Source organism: Glutamicibacter sp. St.4D3, from assembly GCF_059728615.1.
In genome coordinates this window covers 2,561,893-2,578,417 of the sequence record NZ_AP039380.1, presented here as the reverse complement: position 1 = coordinate 2,578,417, position 16,525 = coordinate 2,561,893, and the positions used below count along the sequence as shown (strand labels likewise).

15 protein-coding genes and 2 riboswitches are annotated in these 16,525 nt (G+C 66.5%); of the genes, 11 read left to right on the top strand and 4 right to left on the bottom strand.

Annotated features, from left to right (window positions below; translation table 11 throughout):
• Positions 1-22: 22 nt before the first annotated feature.
• Positions 23-508, bottom strand: coding sequence for an SseB family protein (locus AC6I21_RS11925; protein ID WP_497762444.1), 486 nt, complete (start codon positions 506-508; stop codon positions 23-25).
• A gap of 111 nt (positions 509-619) precedes the next feature.
• On the opposite strand from AC6I21_RS11925, the gene AC6I21_RS11920 reads away from it, so the two are divergent.
• Positions 620-2,326: a fumarate hydratase gene (locus AC6I21_RS11920; RefSeq protein ID WP_138176715.1), complete on the top strand. Its 1,707-nt coding sequence runs from the start codon at positions 620-622 to the stop codon at positions 2,324-2,326.
• A gap of 88 nt (positions 2,327-2,414) precedes the next feature.
• Here AC6I21_RS11920 and AC6I21_RS11915 read toward each other — a convergent pair whose 3' ends face one another.
• A complete protein-coding gene (locus AC6I21_RS11915) occupies positions 2,415-3,293 on the bottom strand; it encodes a M15 family metallopeptidase (protein WP_497762443.1) in 879 nt (292 codons plus the stop codon).
• Positions 3,294-3,458: 165 nt separating this feature from the next.
• On the opposite strand from AC6I21_RS11915, the gene dcd reads away from it, so the two are divergent.
• The gene (dcd, locus tag AC6I21_RS11910; protein ID WP_138176723.1) at positions 3,459-4,040 is read left to right on the top strand and encodes a dCTP deaminase; all 582 of its coding nucleotides are present in this window, start codon (positions 3,459-3,461) and stop codon (positions 4,038-4,040) included.
• A 36-nt stretch (positions 4,041-4,076) separates the two neighbouring features.
• Here the strand turns inward: dcd and AC6I21_RS11905 are convergent, their stop codons facing one another.
• On the bottom strand, positions 4,077-5,405 hold the full coding sequence (locus AC6I21_RS11905; protein WP_138176726.1) for an MFS transporter: 1,329 nt from the start codon (positions 5,403-5,405) through the stop codon (positions 4,077-4,079).
• A gap of 212 nt (positions 5,406-5,617) precedes the next feature.
• Here AC6I21_RS11905 and AC6I21_RS11900 point away from each other — a divergent pair, with 212 nt between their 5' ends.
• The 6 genes from AC6I21_RS11900 to mnhG are packed head-to-tail and all read left to right on the top strand — an operon-like array spanning position 5,618 to position 11,930.
• Complete coding sequence (locus AC6I21_RS11900; protein ID WP_497762442.1) at positions 5,618-8,590, top strand: Na+/H+ antiporter subunit A; 2,973 nt, start codon at positions 5,618-5,620, stop codon at positions 8,588-8,590.
• Positions 8,587-9,036: a Na(+)/H(+) antiporter subunit C gene (locus AC6I21_RS11895; RefSeq protein WP_054821137.1), complete on the top strand. Its 450-nt coding sequence runs from the start codon at positions 8,587-8,589 to the stop codon at positions 9,034-9,036. The genes AC6I21_RS11900 and AC6I21_RS11895 overlap by 4 nt, the downstream gene beginning before the upstream one ends.
• Positions 9,037-10,644, top strand: a complete 1,608-nt coding sequence (locus AC6I21_RS11890; RefSeq protein ID WP_138176732.1) for a Na+/H+ antiporter subunit D — start codon at positions 9,037-9,039, stop codon at positions 10,642-10,644. It begins immediately after the preceding gene.
• A gap of 13 nt (positions 10,645-10,657) precedes the next feature.
• On the top strand, positions 10,658-11,308 hold the full coding sequence (locus AC6I21_RS11885; protein WP_138176736.1) for a Na+/H+ antiporter subunit E: 651 nt from the start codon (positions 10,658-10,660) through the stop codon (positions 11,306-11,308).
• The gene (locus AC6I21_RS11880; protein WP_138176739.1) at positions 11,305-11,571 is read left to right on the top strand and encodes an MrpF/PhaF family protein; all 267 of its coding nucleotides are present in this window, start codon (positions 11,305-11,307) and stop codon (positions 11,569-11,571) included. Before AC6I21_RS11885 ends, AC6I21_RS11880 begins: the two co-directional genes overlap by 4 nt.
• Positions 11,571-11,930: a monovalent cation/H(+) antiporter subunit G gene (mnhG, locus tag AC6I21_RS11875; RefSeq protein WP_054821139.1), complete on the top strand. Its 360-nt coding sequence runs from the start codon at positions 11,571-11,573 to the stop codon at positions 11,928-11,930. Before AC6I21_RS11880 ends, mnhG begins: the two co-directional genes overlap by 1 nt.
• A 90-nt stretch (positions 11,931-12,020) precedes the next feature.
• Here mnhG and AC6I21_RS11870 read toward each other — a convergent pair whose 3' ends face one another.
• A complete protein-coding gene (locus AC6I21_RS11870; RefSeq protein WP_349291713.1) occupies positions 12,021-12,263 on the bottom strand; it encodes a DUF4235 domain-containing protein in 243 nt (80 codons plus the stop codon).
• Positions 12,264-12,390: 127 nt separating this feature from the next.
• Positions 12,391-12,547, top strand: a riboswitch (TPP riboswitch).
• A 66-nt stretch (positions 12,548-12,613) separates the two neighbouring features.
• Here AC6I21_RS11870 and AC6I21_RS11865 point away from each other — a divergent pair.
• The 3 genes from AC6I21_RS11865 (at position 12,614) to AC6I21_RS11855 (ending at position 16,518) form a co-directional block, all read left to right on the top strand.
• Positions 12,614-13,234, top strand: coding sequence for an ECF transporter S component (locus AC6I21_RS11865; protein WP_497762441.1), 621 nt, complete (start codon positions 12,614-12,616; stop codon positions 13,232-13,234).
• A gap of 106 nt (positions 13,235-13,340) precedes the next feature.
• Positions 13,341-13,495: riboswitch (TPP riboswitch) on the top strand.
• A gap of 63 nt (positions 13,496-13,558) precedes the next feature.
• Positions 13,559-14,182: an ECF transporter S component gene (locus AC6I21_RS11860; RefSeq protein ID WP_138176746.1), complete on the top strand. Its 624-nt coding sequence runs from the start codon at positions 13,559-13,561 to the stop codon at positions 14,180-14,182.
• The gene (locus tag AC6I21_RS11855; RefSeq protein ID WP_497762440.1) at positions 14,179-16,518 is read left to right on the top strand and encodes an ATP-binding cassette domain-containing protein; all 2,340 of its coding nucleotides are present in this window, start codon (positions 14,179-14,181) and stop codon (positions 16,516-16,518) included. Before AC6I21_RS11860 ends, AC6I21_RS11855 begins: the two co-directional genes overlap by 4 nt.
• Positions 16,519-16,525: the final 7 nt, after the last annotated feature.

Here is a 16,525-nt window from a genome sequence, read left to right as displayed (position 1 = left end):
GGGTGCCGGCGGCGCGCGACGGCTAGTGGCTGCCTCGGCCCTTGCCCAGTTCCTGACGCAACACCGTCACACCTTCGGCCGGAATCTCAAAACTGAGATCGTCACCGGGATTGATGACAATCCCGGTGCCCTCCAGGGCGCGCACAATGGTGGCCCCCTGCACCTTCACACCGTAGGGTGCCTGGTCAATGTAGGCGCCCGGGATGCGCTCCAGTGAACTGAACACCGCGACCATCGGCGCCCCGGCGGGATTGGTCAGCAACATGGGCTGCGCGTTGGGGTTTTCGCCGGTGACTTCCTCGCGGGAAAGGAAATACACCTCGGCGGCCATGAAGGCGCCCACCACTGAGCCGGAGAGCTCGGGCTTGTTCAGGCCCGCGGCGATCATGTTCTCGAAGTGGGTTTTGGGCCGGGCCCGCTCCTGGTCCATCGGGGTTTCGATGATCATGTCCGGCAGCTGTTCGGGCTGCCCGGACTGGGAGGTTGCCTCTGGGTTTTCGTTGCTCATGCCCTCAAGCATGTCGCCCTTGGCCCACCCGCGCAAACACCAAATCCGCATTTTGCGGCCGAGAGCCTAAAATGGCTCTCGAGCAACCCACAAAAGATGCAAGGACTGAGCATGCCTGAATTCCGTTATGAAGATCTTCTGCCCATCGGCGAGGACAACACCCCCTACCGCAAGATTTCCTCGGACGGTGTCAATGTCGCCACCGGTCCAGATGGCAAGAAGTTCCTGCAGGTTTCCCCGCAGGCCCTGGAATTGCTGGCCGAAACCGCCCTGCGCGACATCTCCCACTACCTGCGTCCGGCCCACCTGCAGCAGCTGCGCAACATCCTCGACGATGAGGAAGCCAGCCCGAACGACAAGTTCGTGGCCCTGGACCTGCTGAAGAACGCGAACATCGCCGCTGGCGGCATCCTGCCGATGTGCCAGGACACTGGCACCGCGATTGTGATGGGCAAGCGAGGACAGCGGGTGCTCTCCGAGGAGCAGGACGAAATTTCGCTTTCACGCGGCATCTACAACGCCTACACCAAGCTGAACCTGCGCTACTCGCAGCTGGCTCCGTTGACCACCTGGGAAGAAAAGCAGACCGGCAACAACCTGCCGGCGCAGATCGACCTGTACGCCAACACCAAGCCCGGGGCGGATACCGAATACAAGTTCCTGTTCATGGCCAAGGGCGGCGGCAGCGCCAACAAGTCCTTCCTCTACCAGGAGACCAAGGCGATCCTGAACGAGAACTCGATGCTGCGCTTCCTCGATGAGAAGCTGCGCTCCCTGGGCACCGCCGCCTGCCCGCCCTACCACCTGTCCATCGTCATCGGCGGCACCAGCGCCGAGATGGCCTTGAAGACCGCGAAGTACGGCTCGGCGAAGTACCTGGACACGCTGCCCACCGAGGGCGCCATGACCGGGCGCGGATTCCGCGACACCGACCTGGAGGACAAGGTCCTGGAGCTGACCCGCAACTTCGGCATCGGTGCGCAGTTCGGCGGCAAGTACTTCTGCCATGACGTGCGCGTGGTGCGCCTGCCGCGCCACGGCGCCTCGATGCCGGTGGCCATCGCGGTCTCCTGCTCCGCCGACCGGCAGATGCTGGCGAAGATCACCGAAGAAGGCGTCTTCGTTGAACAGCTGGAAACCGACCCGGCCCGCTTCATGCCCGACGAGTCCCACCCGGCCGTGGCCGAACACGGGGAGGCCACCGACGGGGTGACCGGCACCGGCGGCAGCTCCGTGGTGAAGGTGGACCTGAACAAGCCGATGGATGAGATCCTGGCCGGGCTGAGCAAGTTCCCGGTCAAGACCCGGCTCTCGCTGACCGGTCCGCTGGTCGTGGCCCGCGATATCGCCCACGCCAAGATCAAGGAACGGCTGGACGCCGGCGAGCAAATGCCGCAGTACCTCAAGGACCACCCGGTCTACTACGCCGGCCCGGCCAAGACCCCGGACGGCATGGCGTCCGGGTCCTTCGGACCGACCACCGCAGGGCGCATGGACTCCTACGTGGAGCAGTTCCAGGCGGCCGGCGGCTCGAAGGTGATGCTGGCCAAGGGCAACCGCTCCAAGCAGGTCACCGACGCGTGCAACAGCCACGGCGGCTTCTACCTGGGTTCCATCGGCGGTCCGGCTGCCCGCCTGGCCCAGGACTGCATCAAGAACGTCGAGGTCCTGGAATACGAGGAGCTGGGCATGGAGGCAGTGTGGAAGATCGAGGTGGAGGATTTCCCGGCATTCATCGTCGTGGATGACAAGGGCAACGACTTCTTCGAAGCCACCTCCAAGCCGACCTTCACCGGCATCCCGGTGCGCGCGAACTAACCGACGTCGCACCGCCTACCGGTACCAACAACGAAGGCCGCCCCAGTGGGGCGGCCTTCGTGCAGTTCTGGGGGAGGGCCGGCAGGAGCTACTGGCCCAGCCCGAATGCCCAATCCCTGAAGGGCGGCAGGAATCGCAGCACCATCAGGTCCTCGGGCTCCCGTAGGGAGGTCGGCGTGGGGCTCGGTTCACTGGCCTCTTGCGATGCCGCATCATCTTCCTTGTCGCTCGGGGCGGGGGAGGATGGGGCCGACTCCTGTGCGGCCTGGTCGCCCTGCTCGGTGTTCTCCACCAGCAGCTGGAAGTACTCTTCGAACGTGTCCATGTCCAGCTTCTTCATTGCCTGGGCATGCTCGGTGCCGATGTAGCGCAGGTGCCACGGCTCGTAACGGTAGCCGGTGGTTTTCTCCTCGCCTTCCGGGTACCGGACAATCAGCCCGTAGTCCACGGCGTGCTCGGCAATCCACTTGCCGGCCGGAGTTTGGCCAAAGCAGGCGTGCAGTTCGCATTTGCTGCCGCTGTAGCCAACATCGGCGGCCAGACCCAGCTGGTGTTCGCTGGTTCCCGGGCGGGCCGAAATCCGCTCGGCATACTCGGTGCCGAACTTCGTCTGGTACTGGTTGAACAGCACCTGCTGGCGTTCATAGGAACGGAAGGCGCTGATGACCTTCAGCGGGTGCCCGGCCTTGCGGGCATCGGCCACCAGATCCTCCACCGCGTCGGCCGCCTCGTCGCGCAACTGATCACCCGAACCGGCGACGTTGCGCAGCCCCTTGGGGTGGTAGTCCTCCTCGGGCAGCTTGATGCTGGGGTTGATCAAGGCCAACAGGCTGCTGCTGTCGGACAGCTCCTCGGCACTGACCTCGGGCACCTCATCGGCGGGGGCGGCGTTCGCGGCGGAAAGGCCGCCTGCCGCCAACAGCAGTGAGACCAGCGCGGCACTGGCTGCCCGGGTAACGGAGCGCATTGTTGGTAAGACACCATCCTTTGGGTTTTGGCACGACAACACTTCAAGGATAGTGCCTGAAGGTGGCCCGCAGCCATGTGGGATTGCGCCGATTCAATCGCCCCATTTGCGCCACATTCGGCCGCGGGTTACCGTCGGGGGCGCCAGCAGGATAAATTTATAGGCGTGTTGTATTCAGATGGTGACATTCGTCGGTCAATAGACAGCGGGCAGATCGCCCTGGAACCGTACTCCGAGGAAATGGTGCAACCGGCCTCGGTGGATGTGCGGCTGGACCGCTTCTTCCGGTTGTTCGACAACCACAAGTACGCCCACATCGATCCGGCCACCGACCAGCCGGAACTGACCCGGCTGGTGGAAGTCGACCCGGATGAGCCGTTCGTGCTGCACCCGGGGGAATTTGTGTTGGGCGCGACGTACGAGAAGGTCACCCTGGGCAACGGCATCGCCGCCCGCCTGGAGGGCAAGAGTTCACTGGGCCGCCTGGGGCTGCTCACCCACTCCACTGCCGGGTTCATCGATCCCGGCTTCTCCGGCCACGTCACCCTGGAACTGTCCAATATGGCCACCCTGCCGATCAAGCTTTGGCCCGGGTCGAAGATCGGCCAGCTGTGCTTCTTCCAGCTCACCTCGCCGGCCGAACACCCCTACGGTTCTGGCCCCTACGGCAACCGCTATCAGGGGCAGCGCGGGCCAACGGCCTCACGCAGCCACCTGAATTTCCATCGCAGCCTCCTGGAAAACTAATTCTGCCCGCGCCGGGCCCGTGCGCCCGGAGGCGGGCTAGTCTTCCAATCGGGTGCGCGGGGTCTTGATCGGCAGCAGCAACAGCAACCCGATCAGCAGCACCAGCAGGATGCCCAGGATCCCGTAGCGCTGCGCCGCCCCGGGCTCCACCAGGGGAGTGGCCAGCGCGATCGAGGTGGTGAACAGGGCCGGGGCCAGGAAACTGACCACCCGACCGGTGGTGGCGTAGAGCCCGAACATTTCCCCTTCGCGGCCCGCCGGGGCCATGCGCGCCAGCAGCGAGCGGGACGCGGACTGCGCGGGACCAACAAACAGGCACAACAGCAGCCCGAACAACCAGAAGCCGCTGGCCTCGGGGGAGAAGAACACGCCCAGCCCGGCCACCAGCAGTCCGACCAGCGAACCCAGGATGACCCGTTTGGGTCCAATCACGTCATCCAGCCACCCGCCGGCCAGCGCACCGAGGGCCGCCACCACGTTCCCGGCAATCGCGAAGATGATCACCTCGTTCAGGGCGAACCCGAAGGTCCCGGCGGCAATCACCCCGCCAAAGGTGAAGATGGCGGCCAGCCCGTCACGGAAGATCGCCGAGGAGCCCAGGAAGAAGACCGCGTTGCGGTCCTCCCGCCACAGCTGGGCGATCCGCCCGAAGAGCACCTTGTAGGAGCTGGCCAGGGGGATGCGCGCGGACTGGCTGGCGGGGGACTCGGGAATGCGGAAGAAGACCGGCAGCGCGAAGACCAGGAACCACAGGGCACTGAAGATCGCCACCCAGCGCAGGTTCCACGAATCCTCGGTGTTCGCACCGGGCCATTCGAACAACGGGTCCACGAAGCCGAACAGGACCAGGGCCAAGGCCAGGATCCCGCCCACATAGCCCATGCCCCAGCCGAAACCGGAGACCTTGCCGATCGTGGCCGGGGTGGAGATCTGGGTGAGCACCGCGTTGTAGTTCACCGAGGCGAACTCGGAGAACACCGAGGCCGCGGCGATCAGCGAGGCTCCCAACCACAGGTACTTCGGGTCCGGGGCAACAAACACGCAGGCGGCGGTCAGCGCCACCACGACCAGCGAGTTCACCGTCAGCCACAACTTGCGCCGCCCGGCCGCGTCCGAACGCATCCCGGTTACCGGCACCAGCAGGACGATGGCCACCCCGGCCACGGTCAGCGCCTGGCCCAGCACCACCGAGGCGTGATCGGTGGATCCGAACAGCTCACTGGTGAGGTAGACGGTGAAGACAAAGGTGGTCATCACGGCGTTGATGGCGGCCTGGCCCCAGTCCCAGCTGGCCCAGGCCAGAGTCGCAGTATTAAGCCACGAGTTTTTTGGTCGGGCAAGATCCCGCGCCACGTTGCTTTCCATGCTCGCATCGTATCCGGTTAATGGTGATCAGAACATGAATTCGAGGCAACGGGAGAAATCTGGGTCCAAGCGTTCACTCCCGAATTTTCTGTGGTCAGGAGCGAGCAAGGTGATCTACCGGACGGTAGAAAGCGGCTTTGCACTGATAAAATGAACAGACCGGCCGTGTAAATCGTCGGACTCTGCCCCATACAAGTCGACAGAGGAGACGTGTGTTAATTATTCTCATTGCGCTTTTCGCAACTGCTGCGCTCTGCCCTTTGATTTTTCGGATTTTCCGACGCAATGGGTTCTATACTGTCGCCGTAGTTCCCGCAATGGGATTCATCTGGCTGCTCACCCGATTCCCGCAGGTGCTGGCCTCCGATCCCAGCCTGGCCAACGGGCTGCCGAACGCCCCGCCCTCAATCCAGATCCCCTGGATCCCCGAGTTCCTGGTAAACCTGGACTTCCGCCTGGACACGCTGGCCGCGGTGCTGTTGCTGCTGATCCTCGGGGTCGGCGCCCTGGTGCTGGTCTACTGTGCCCGCTACTTCAAGAACGACGACATGGGCGTGGGCCCGTTCGCGGCCAAGCTGGTCGCCTTCGCCGGGGCCATGACCGGGCTGGTCACCGCCGATGACGTGATCATCATGTTCATCTTCTGGGAAATCACCTCGGTGCTTTCCTACCTGCTGATCGGCTTCAGCCAGGCGCTGATCACCGCTCGCCGCTCGGCCATGAATGCCCTGATCGTCACCACCTTCGGCGGGCTGGCCATGCTCGGCGGTCTGCTGATCCTGGGGACCTCCACCGGCAGCTACCGGCTTTCAGACATTGTGGCGGCGGCCCCGCAGCTGAGCGCCATGGGCGGACACATCGACGTGGCCGTCGCCCTGGTGCTGCTCGGCGCGCTGTCCAAGTCGGCGCTGGTGCCCTTCCACTTCTGGCTGCCCGGCGCGATGGCCGCCCCCACCCCGGTCTCCGCCTACCTGCACGCTGCGGCCATGGTCAAGGCCGGTGTCTACCTGGTGGCCCGCCTGGCCCCGGGCTTTTCCGAGACGATGTTCTGGGGGCCGCTGGCCGTGGGCATCGGCATCCTGACCATGATCATCGGCGGCTACCGGGCGCTGAAGCAATACGACTTGAAACTGATCCTGGCCTTCGGCACCGTCTCCCAGCTCGGGTTCATCATTTCCATCTTCGGGCTGGGCAACGCCGATGCCGCCTTTGCCGCGCTGGCCCTGACCCTGGCGCACGGGCTGTTCAAGGCCACTTTGTTCCTGGCCGTGGGCATCGTGGACCACAACACCGGAACCCGTGACATCCGCAAGCTTTCCGGGCTGGGACGCAGCATGCCGGTGCTGGCCACCGTGGCCACCCTGGCCGCCGCGTCCATGGCCGGGATCCCGCCGTTGTACGGGTTCGTGGCCAAGGAATCGGTGTTCGACGCGCTGCTGCAGCAGGGCGGGCCGCTGGCCTGGCTCCCGGTGGCCGGCATTGTGCTCGGCACGGGCCTGACCGTGGCCTACTCGCTGCGCTTCGTGCTTGGCGCCTTCGGACGCAAGCGCGGCATGCAGCCCACCGCCTGCAAGCGCCCCTCGCTGATCTTCCTGGCCCCGCTGCTGGTGCTCACCGCCGGAACCGTGGTGCTGGGCGTGCTGCCCGGCCTGGTGGAGCCGCTGGTGAAGCACGCCGCCGGGCTCTACCCGCAGCCGATCGAGGTGCACCTGGCCCTGTGGGCCGGCTTCACCCCGGCCCTGGGTCTCAGCGTCCTGGCCGTGCTCGGCGGTGTGCTGCTGTTCGTGGGACGGGCGCGGGCGGATTATTCGGCCCGGCTGCACCGCCGGCTGCCGGCCGCGGAGGAAGCCTACCGCGGCATCGTGAACCTGACCGACGAATTGGCGATCTGGGTGACCGGGCGGACCCAGCGTGGTTCGCTCTCCTTCTACCTGGGCGTGATCCTGGCCGTGGCGATGGTGGTTCCGCTGAGCATCGCCCTGACCGTGCCCACCCCCTGGCCCGATCAGTGGGTGATTGCCGACCATCCCGCCCAGATCGTCATCGGCGCCATCATGATCGTCGGGGCGATCGCGGCGATCCGCGCCTCGAAGCGTTTCATGGCGGTGCTGATGGTCTCGGTGACCGGTTTTGGCATGGTCGCCATCTTCGCGCTGCAGGGCGCACCGGACCTGGCGCTGACCCAGCTGCTGGTGGAGACCATTGTGCTGGTCGCGTTCGTGCTGGCCCTGCGCGCCCTGCCCAAGCGGCTGTGGGTGGGCATCTCCCGGATCAAGCTGGGACGGGCCGTCCTGGCCACCGCCCTGGCGCTGATGACCGTATATGTTGCCATCGGAATGATGGCAGCGCGCCAGGAGGCGCCGATCTCGCTGGCCTTCCCGGACCTGGCCTACCACGAGGGCTACGGCTCAAACATTGTCAACGTGACCCTGGTGGACCTGCGCGTGTGGGATACCTTCGGGGAAATCACCGTGCTGGCCGCCGCGGCCACCGGGGTGGCCTCACTGATTTTCGTGGCGGTGCCCTCCCGTCGCCGGCTGCGTGCCCGCGAGGTGGAAAGCGGTTCCATCGACCACGGTTCGGAGGCCATGTCCACCGGCGAATTCGGCCAGGCCCGCCTGGATCTGGCCCGCAAGTTCGCCACCTCGGACAATGAGGACTGGCTGATCGCCGGGCACACGCTGGTCGCCGAACGCCGCTCCATCGTCTTTGAAGTGGTCACCCGCCTGATCTTCCATTCGATCCTGCTGTTGAGCGTGTTCACCTTGATCACCGGGCACAACAACCCCGGCGGCGGTTTCGCCGGCGGGCTGCTGGCCGGGCTGGCGCTGACCATCCGCTACCTGGCCGGCGGGCGGGTGGAGCTGGCCGAATCGATGCGCGTCTCCCCGAACATCCTCATCGGTGGCGGGCTGGCCGTGGCGGCCTGCTCCGGCATCATTCCGCTGCTGGCGGGGGACCCGGTGTTCAGCACCTACGTCTGGCAGTTCAGCCTTCCGCTATTTGGCGAACACAAGTTCGTGACCTCAACCTTCTTCGACATTGGAGTGTATCTGGTGGTGCTCGGCCTGGTGCAGGACGTGCTGCGATCCCTGGGCAGCGAAATCGACCAGCTCTCCGAGGGCCGCTCCCCGGTGGCCCGCCATGATGTGGTGGCCAGCTACCAGACGGGGGTGGGCCGGTGAGTGTGAACATCACCTTCCTGGTCATCACGGGCGTGCTGTTGGCGGTGGGCTACTACCTGGTACTGGAACGCACCCTGACCCGGGTGCTGCTGGGCATCGTAGTGCTGGGCAACGCGGTGAACCTGCTGATCCTCACCGCCGGCGGGAGGATGGGCAAGGCCCCGCTGTTCCAGCCCGACCTGCCGGCCGATGAGTACTCGGATCCGCTGCCGCAGGCGCTGATCCTGACCGCCATTGTCATCACCTTCGCGGTGACCGCGTTCCTGCTCGCGTTGATCTACCGGTCCTGGTCGCTGACCAACGCCGATACCGTGCGGGACGATGAAGAAGATATCCGCGTCTCCCAGGCCAGTGCCTACGACGAAGAAGAGGACGCTCCCGTGGAGGAAGACACCACCGAATTCGTCGATGAGGAAGGCCGACCGATCCGCGAGGGGGAGGAATAGATGCAGCAGCTCATGTCCCTGGCCCCGCTGGCGGTCATCCTGCCGATCCTCGGCGCCGGCGCGACCTTCCTGGCCCGGCGCAAGGTGCGCTGGCAGCGGATCATCACCATCGGGGTGTTGTGCACCACGCTGCTGCTGGAGGTCGGGATGCTGGCGGCCACCTGGAACGGGCAGACCTACGCGATCACCATCGCCGGGTGGGACACCCCCACCGGCATAGCCCTGGTGGTGGACGGATTCAGCGCGTTCATGCTGCTGGTCTCCACCGTGGTGTCCCTGGCGGTGCTGCTGTTCGCCACCAGTCAGGGGATGGCCGACGGGGATGAGCACGGTCCGGTCTCGATTTTCCACCCTGCCTACCTGATCCTGCTGGCCGGGGTGTCCAACGCGTTCATGGCCGCGGACTTGTTCAACCTCTACGTGGGCTTCGAAATCTTCCTCACCGCCAGCTATGTGCTGCTCACCCTGGGCGGCACCGCCGAACGGATCCGCTCGGGCATCACCTATGTGGTGGTCTCCGTGGTCTCCTCGGTGCTGTTCCTGACCGCGATCGCGTTGATCTATGCGGCTACCGGCACGGTGAACATGGGGGATCTGGCGCTGAAGCTGGCCGACCTGGATTCGGGGACAAAGCTGATCCTGCACAGCTTCCTGCTGATCGCCTTTGGCATCAAGGCCGCCGTGTTCCCGCTCTCGCTGTGGCTGCCGGACTCCTACCCGACCGCCCCGGCCCCGGTGACCGCCGTGTTCGCCGGACTCTTGACCAAGGTGGGCGTGTACGCGATCGTGCGCACCGAGACGCTGCTGTTCCCGGGCGGGGAAGTGAACTCGGTGCTGCTGGTGGTCTCGGCGCTGACCATGGTGATCGGCATCTTCGGTGCGCTGGCCCAGTCGGACTTCAAGCGCATGCTCTCCTTCACGCTGACCAGCCACATCGGCTACCTGATCTTCGGGATCGCGGTCGGCACCGAAACCGCGATTGCCGCCACGATCTACTACGTGGGCCACCACATCATCGTGCAGACCTCCCTGTTCATGGTCGCCGGGCTGATTGAACGGCGAGCCGGCACCGCGAACATCACCGAACTGGGATCCCTGGCCCGCCTTTCCCCGGCATTGGCGGTGCTGTTCTTCATCCCGGCCATCAACCTGGGCGGCATCCCGCCATTCTCAGGGTTCCTGGGCAAGTTCGGCCTGCTGCACGCCGCGACCGAACAGGGCGGGGCACTGAACTGGGCGGTGATCGCCGCCGGGCTGCTGACCAGCCTGCTGACCCTGCTGGCCATCATCCGCGTCTGGGCCCGCGCCTTCTGGCGCCGGGCGGCCGAGGCGGAGGACCCGCAGGCGTCCCTGGTGGACCAGTCCAAGGAGATGACCGAACTGATCCAGTCCTCGGGCAATCAGGGGCCGATCCTGGGGGCCAGGCTCGCCCGGCAGATGGAGGCGAAGTTCCTGCCCTGGGGGATGCGCTACTCCACCGGGGCCCTGGTCGCTGCCGGGGTGGCGTTGACCGTGTTCGCCGGACCGCTCTTTGCCTTCTGTCAGCGGGTGGCCGCCGAGCTGCTGAGCCGGGCCCCCTACATCACCGCGGTTCTGCCGCCAGGCTAAAGGGGAAGGACACATGCCAAAACGTATTGACGAGCCACGCGACCAGCGCATCGCCGACGCGCTGGATGAGGCCTCGGGCCAGCGCAACCGCGCCACACTGCGCCAGGAGTGGCCGCTGCTGCTGTTCATGACCCTGGTCTGGGGCGCGCTGTGGCAGGACTTCACCCCCGGAACCCTAATCGTGGGGGCGCTGCTGTCCCTGCTGCTGGTCGCCTTGTTCCCGCTGCCCCCGGTGCGCCTGTCGGGGCGCATCAACCCGTGGTACTGCTTCCTGCTGCTGGGCTGGTTCATCATGCAGGTGGTGGCGGCCAGCCTGGAGGTTTCCTACCTGGCGCTTTTCCGGCGCCAGAAGACCCGCAGCTCCATCATTGCGGTGCGCCTGCACACCGACTCGGACCTGATCGTCACCACGGTCGGGCACGTGCTGACCCTGATCCCCGGATCGTTCGTGGTGGAGGTGGACCGTCGCAGCTCCACCCTGTACCTGCATTACCTCAACGCCTCCAACGCCATCAAGGTCGCCCGCTCCCGGGCGAAGATCCATGAAATCGAACGGCGGGTGATCATGGCCATCGGCAGCCACGACGAGTACGAGTACGTCAAGCAGGTGCGCAAGGACATCGCCCAGCGCGCCCGCCAGAAGGCCAAGGAGGCAAAGCGTTGAGCTACATCATCGTGGGAATCAGCGGAGTGCTGCTCTCGGTGGGTGCGGTGGCCTGCCTGATCCGGGTCGCCCGCGGACCCTCCATCCTGGACCGGGTGCTGGCCCTGGATGTGATGCTGCTGATCATCTCCGCCGCCCTGTGCCTGGAAATGTACCTGAACCGGCACACCAACCACATCCTGTTCGTGGTGATCGCCTGCGCCATCGGCTTCATCAGCTCGGTCACCGTCTCCCGGTTCGTTTCCGACCAGAGGAATGCGTGATGGATCAGTTCCTGGAAATTGTGGCCGCCGGCTGCATGATCGTCGGCTCGCTGATGTCATTGATCGCCGGCATAGGCCTGTTGACCTTCCCCGACCTGCTCACCCGGATGCATGCGGCCACCAAGCCCCAGGTGCTTGGCTTCCTGCTGCTGTTCATCGGGCTGGCCATCCACCTGCGCTCCTGGCAGGTGGTGCCGGTGCTCGCCCTGGCCTGGGGCGTGCAGCTGCTAACCGCACCGGTCTCCGCGCACATGATTGGCCGTTCCGGGTACCGCACCAAGCACGTGAAGCGCGAAACGCTGTACAGCGATGAACTGCGCACCGTGGTGGAGAACGCCAGCCGCCAGAACAAGGACTAGCGCCACTGCCGGCACCACGAACAAGGGCCTCGGAGCACCGCATCACGGTGCTCCGAGGCCCTGCCTGTCCACGGCGCAAACGCCGGGGAACTACTTGTTCAGCTTGGCCAACGCCTTGCGGGTGCCGCGGTCGGTGAGGACCTGGATGATTGCGGCCACCACGGAGGAGAAGACGGCGAACGCCAGGGCCTGGCGCATCGAGGCTTCGGCTTCGGCTTCCTGGCCGTGGCGCGGGGCATCATTGCCGGTGAATCCCTTCCACAGGCGGTCCACCAGCTTGCTGCCGACAAACCCGGCTCCCAGGGAAATGCCGGTGGCGAGCAGCTTCATCATTGGTTTCATTCTTCGCGCTCCTGTTCGCATGGGGACTTCTCTTTCTATCGAAAGCATATCCTGAGCTATGGTGGCATCGCAGACATGGCATCGGGTGATCCACGGATCGCCGGGGCAATCTGCTGACAAGAAACGACAGGGGAGCGTCATACCGTCCCCGAGGCTCACCGCGCAGCAAACGCCGGTGGCCGGGGACCGGTGGAAGACGCTGAGAGTGCGATAGATCGCAGACCCTCGAACCTGCTCCGGCTAGTACCGGCGAAGGAAGTCGAGAATCTCAGATGTGCGGCAGGGACAGCTCCCTGCGCATCCGCATGTGCTCCCCTCCTGAACCAGGAGGATGGAAGAAAATGGCAACAACCAAGCGAACCGGCGGCACCTCATGGAAGGTCGCGGACATCGTGATCGCCTCGGTCATCGCCGTGGCTTCGGGCGTGGTGTTCTGGGCGTGGAGCGCCAGTTACGGTTTCGTGACGCTGGCCTTCGCCGCGTTCCCGCCGGCCAGCGCGCTGCTCTCGGGCATGTGGCTGTTCCCCGCGGTCCTCGGGGCGTTGATCATTCGCAAGCCCGGTGCGGCACTGTACTGCGAACTGCTGGCCGCCATCATCGAGGCCCTGCTGGGCACCCACTGGGGACTGACGGTGCTGGTCTCCGGGCTGCTGCAGGGGCTGGGCGCCGAGCTGGTGTTCGCGCTCTTGCGTTACCGGGTGTGGAACCTGTTCGCCGCCATGCTGGCCGGTTTCTGCTCCGGCTTCCTCAGCGCCCTCAACGGTGCCTACATCACCGCCCACTTCGTGCACTATACCGCCGGGATGAAGCTGTTCCATGTGGCGGCGATGAGCGTCTCCGGGTTGCTGATCGCCGGGATCTGCTCGTTCTTCCTCACCCGCATGCTGGCCAACACCGGTGCCTTGGCCTCCCTGCCCAGCCGTCGGGCCCACCGGGAACCGGTGCTCACCCGCTCCCGCTAGGCGGCGCCTGGCGGCCGGAGCAAGAGCAATATGACGTCCGCCTCAAACCGGTCGCCGGTGCGGGTTCTGCCCGACCGGCATCCTGGGGTATGGTGGCAACGCAGACATAAACCGACAGGGGAGCGTCATACCAGCCCGCTGCCGTGCCGCCAGGCGCGTCACGGCAGGCGTAAGGGTAAAAGACGCTGAGAGTGCGATAGATCGCAGACCCTCGAACCTGCCCCGGCTAGTACCGGCGAAGGAAGTCGAGAATCTCAGGTATGCCCCCGGGGACGCGCCCCGGTTCGCATACATGCTCCCCTCCTGATTCAGGAGGATATTCAAGTGACAACAACACCGTTGCGGGCCAGCAGCTCGTGGAAGGTCGCCGACATCGTCGTCGCCTCGGTGATCGCCGTGGCTTCGGGCGTGGTGTTCTGGGGCTGGAACGCCGGTTACGGCTTCATTTCCCTGGCCTTTGTGGCCTTCCCGCCGGCTAGCGCCTTCGTGGCCGGGATGTGGCTCTTCCCGGCAGTGCTCGGGGCCCTGATCATCCGCAAGCCCGGCGCCGCCCTGTACTGTGAACTGCTGGCCGCGGTGATCTCCGCGCTGCTGGGCTCGCAGTGGGGCATCACCGTGCTGGTTTCCGGCATTGTCCAGGGGCTGGGCGCCGAGGTGGTGTTCGCGCTCTTCCGCTACCGGGTGTGGAGCCTTGGGGTGGCGATGCTGGCGGGGCTGGGCGCCGGACTGTTCGGTGCGCTAAGCGAGGCCTACCTGATGGCCTACTATGCGGAATACACCGCGGGCATGAAGCTTTTCCACGTGGCGGCGATGAGCCTCTCCGGCCTGGTGATTGCCGGCATCCTGTCCTACTTCGCCACCCGCGCGCTGGCGGCCACCGGGGCGCTTTCCGCGCTGCCCAGCCGCAGGGCGAACCGTGAACCGGTCTTTGGGCGGGCGAAGCAATGACCGCCGGCATCACGAACCACGCCGCGCTGCCCCAGCTGGAATCCGGTGCCCTGTCCGTGAGCGCGCGCGGGTTCGGCTGGAAGCACGCCGACCGGCAGCAACCGGCCCTGCACGCCCTGGATCTGGAGGTTCCGGCCGGGCAGCGGGTGCTGCTGCTGGGACCCAGCGGCGCGGGCAAATCCACGCTGCTGCACGCCATGGCCGGGGTCCTGGACGTTTCCGAGCTGGCCGGGTGCACCGGGCAGCTGCTGGTGGGGGAGCAGGACGCGTTCGGGCCGCGCCAGGGTGTGGGCCTGATGCAGCAGGACCCGGAAACCCAGATCGTGCAGGCCCGGGTGGAAGACGACGTGGCCTTCGGGGCGGAAAACCTCGGGGTGGACCCGCAGGAGATTTCCCGGCGCATTCCCCTGGCCCTGGAGGCGGTCGGGTTGGGCCAGCTGGCGCCGGAACACCCCACCCAGCAGCTGTCCGGGGGACAGAAGCAGCGCCTGGCCCTGGCCGGGATCCTGGCCATGCGCCCGGGGCTGATGCTGCTGGATGAACCCACCGCCAACATTGACCCGGAGGGCGCGTTGGGGGTACGCGACGCGGTGCTCAACGCCGCCGCGCGCACGGCAGCGACCCTGATCGTGGTCGAGCACCGGGTGGATACCTGGGTGGAACACGTGGACCGGGTGCTGGTGCTGGAGCCCGGCGGCGGGATCAGCCATGACGTGGCCCCGCAGGCGCTGTTGAGCGACCAGCCGCTGCGCCGGGAGCTGGCCGAGGCCGGGATCTGGGTGCCCGGCTACGTCCCGCACACCCGTACCCCACGCACCAGCCCGGGCGGTGAACTGCTGCGGGCCAGCGAGCTGCAGGCCAGGCGTTCAAAGAAGGCCCCGTTGACCGCGGCGGTGGACCTGGAACTGCCCGCCGGCGGCGCACTGGTGATCCGCGGCGCGAACGGGGTGGGCAAGTCGACCCTGGCGCTGACCCTGGGCGGGCTGCTGCAGCCGGCCAGCGGCCGGCTGCACGCCACTGAACTGTTGGCCGGTGAGGCGGGGGACAAGCCGTTCCTCTGGCGGGCCGGGCAGCTGGTGGCCCGCATCGGCACGGTCTTCCAGGAACCCGAACACCAGTTTGTCACCCAGAGCGTTGCCGACGAGCTGGCCTACGGGCCGCGCCGGGCGAAGGGGGAACGGGATGGGCAGGACGGCACCGGGCTTGATGAACAGCAGATCGCCGAACGCACCGCCGCGCTGCTGACCCGGCTGCGGTTGGACCACCTGGCCGAGGCGAACCCGTACACGCTCTCGGGCGGGGAGAAGCGCCGGCTCTCGGTGGCCACGGTGTTGGCCGCCAGCCCGGACGTGCTGATCCTGGATGAGCCGACCTTCGGGCAGGACGCGAACACCTGGCGGGAGGTGGCCGAGCTGCTCATCGAGGTGATCGAGCAGGGCACCGCCGTGATCGCGGTGACCCATGACGGGCACTTCGCCCGGGCGTTGGGCGCCCGGGAACTTGAGCTGCAGGCCCCCGCCCCGCGGGCCGAGGCCTCCGGACCGGACCCGCTGCTGGGATCCGCGGTGGGCGACAGCTGGCTGGCCCGGCGCAACCCGCTGGCGAAGCTGGCGGCGATCGTGGCCACCACCATCCCGCTGGTGGCCACCATTGACTGGGTCTCGGGCCTGGTGGTGATCACCGCGACCCTGCTGATGCTGCCGCTGGCGCGGCTGAGCATCCCACGTTTCCTGCTGCGCGCCTGGCCGCTGCTGCTGGCCGGGCTGACCGCCGCCTGGGGGATCAGCCTGGTCGGGGAGGACTCCGGGGCGCTGCTGCTGGACCTGGGGGTCTTCACCATCACCGAGGGCTCCCTGGCCGGCGGCATCGCCACCGGCATGCGCGCCATGGCGATGGCCGTGCCGATGGTGCTGCTGCTGAGCACCACCAACCCCTCCGACCTGGGCTCGGCCCTGTCCCAGCAGCTGCGCGTGCCGCACCGCTTCGTGCTCGGGGCGCTGGCCGGAATGCGGCTGCTGGGCCTGCTGGTGGAGGAGTTCACCACCCTGACCCTGGCCCGCCGGGCGCGCGGGGTGGGGAACTTCGGGTCCCCGGCCCAGCGCCTGCGCGCGAACCTGGGGCAGGTGCTGGCCCTGCTGGTGCAGGCGATCCGACGGGCCGGGCGACTGGCCATCACCATGGAAGCCAAGGGCTTCGGCGCCGGGCGGCGCAGCTGGCTGCGCACCCCGGACTTCGGGGGGCGTGACGTGCTGGTGATCGGTGCCGGGCTCGGGGTGGGGGCGCTGGCGGTGGCCGCCGCCGTGCTGGCCGGGACCTGGAGCCTGGTCTGGGGATAGCGCACCA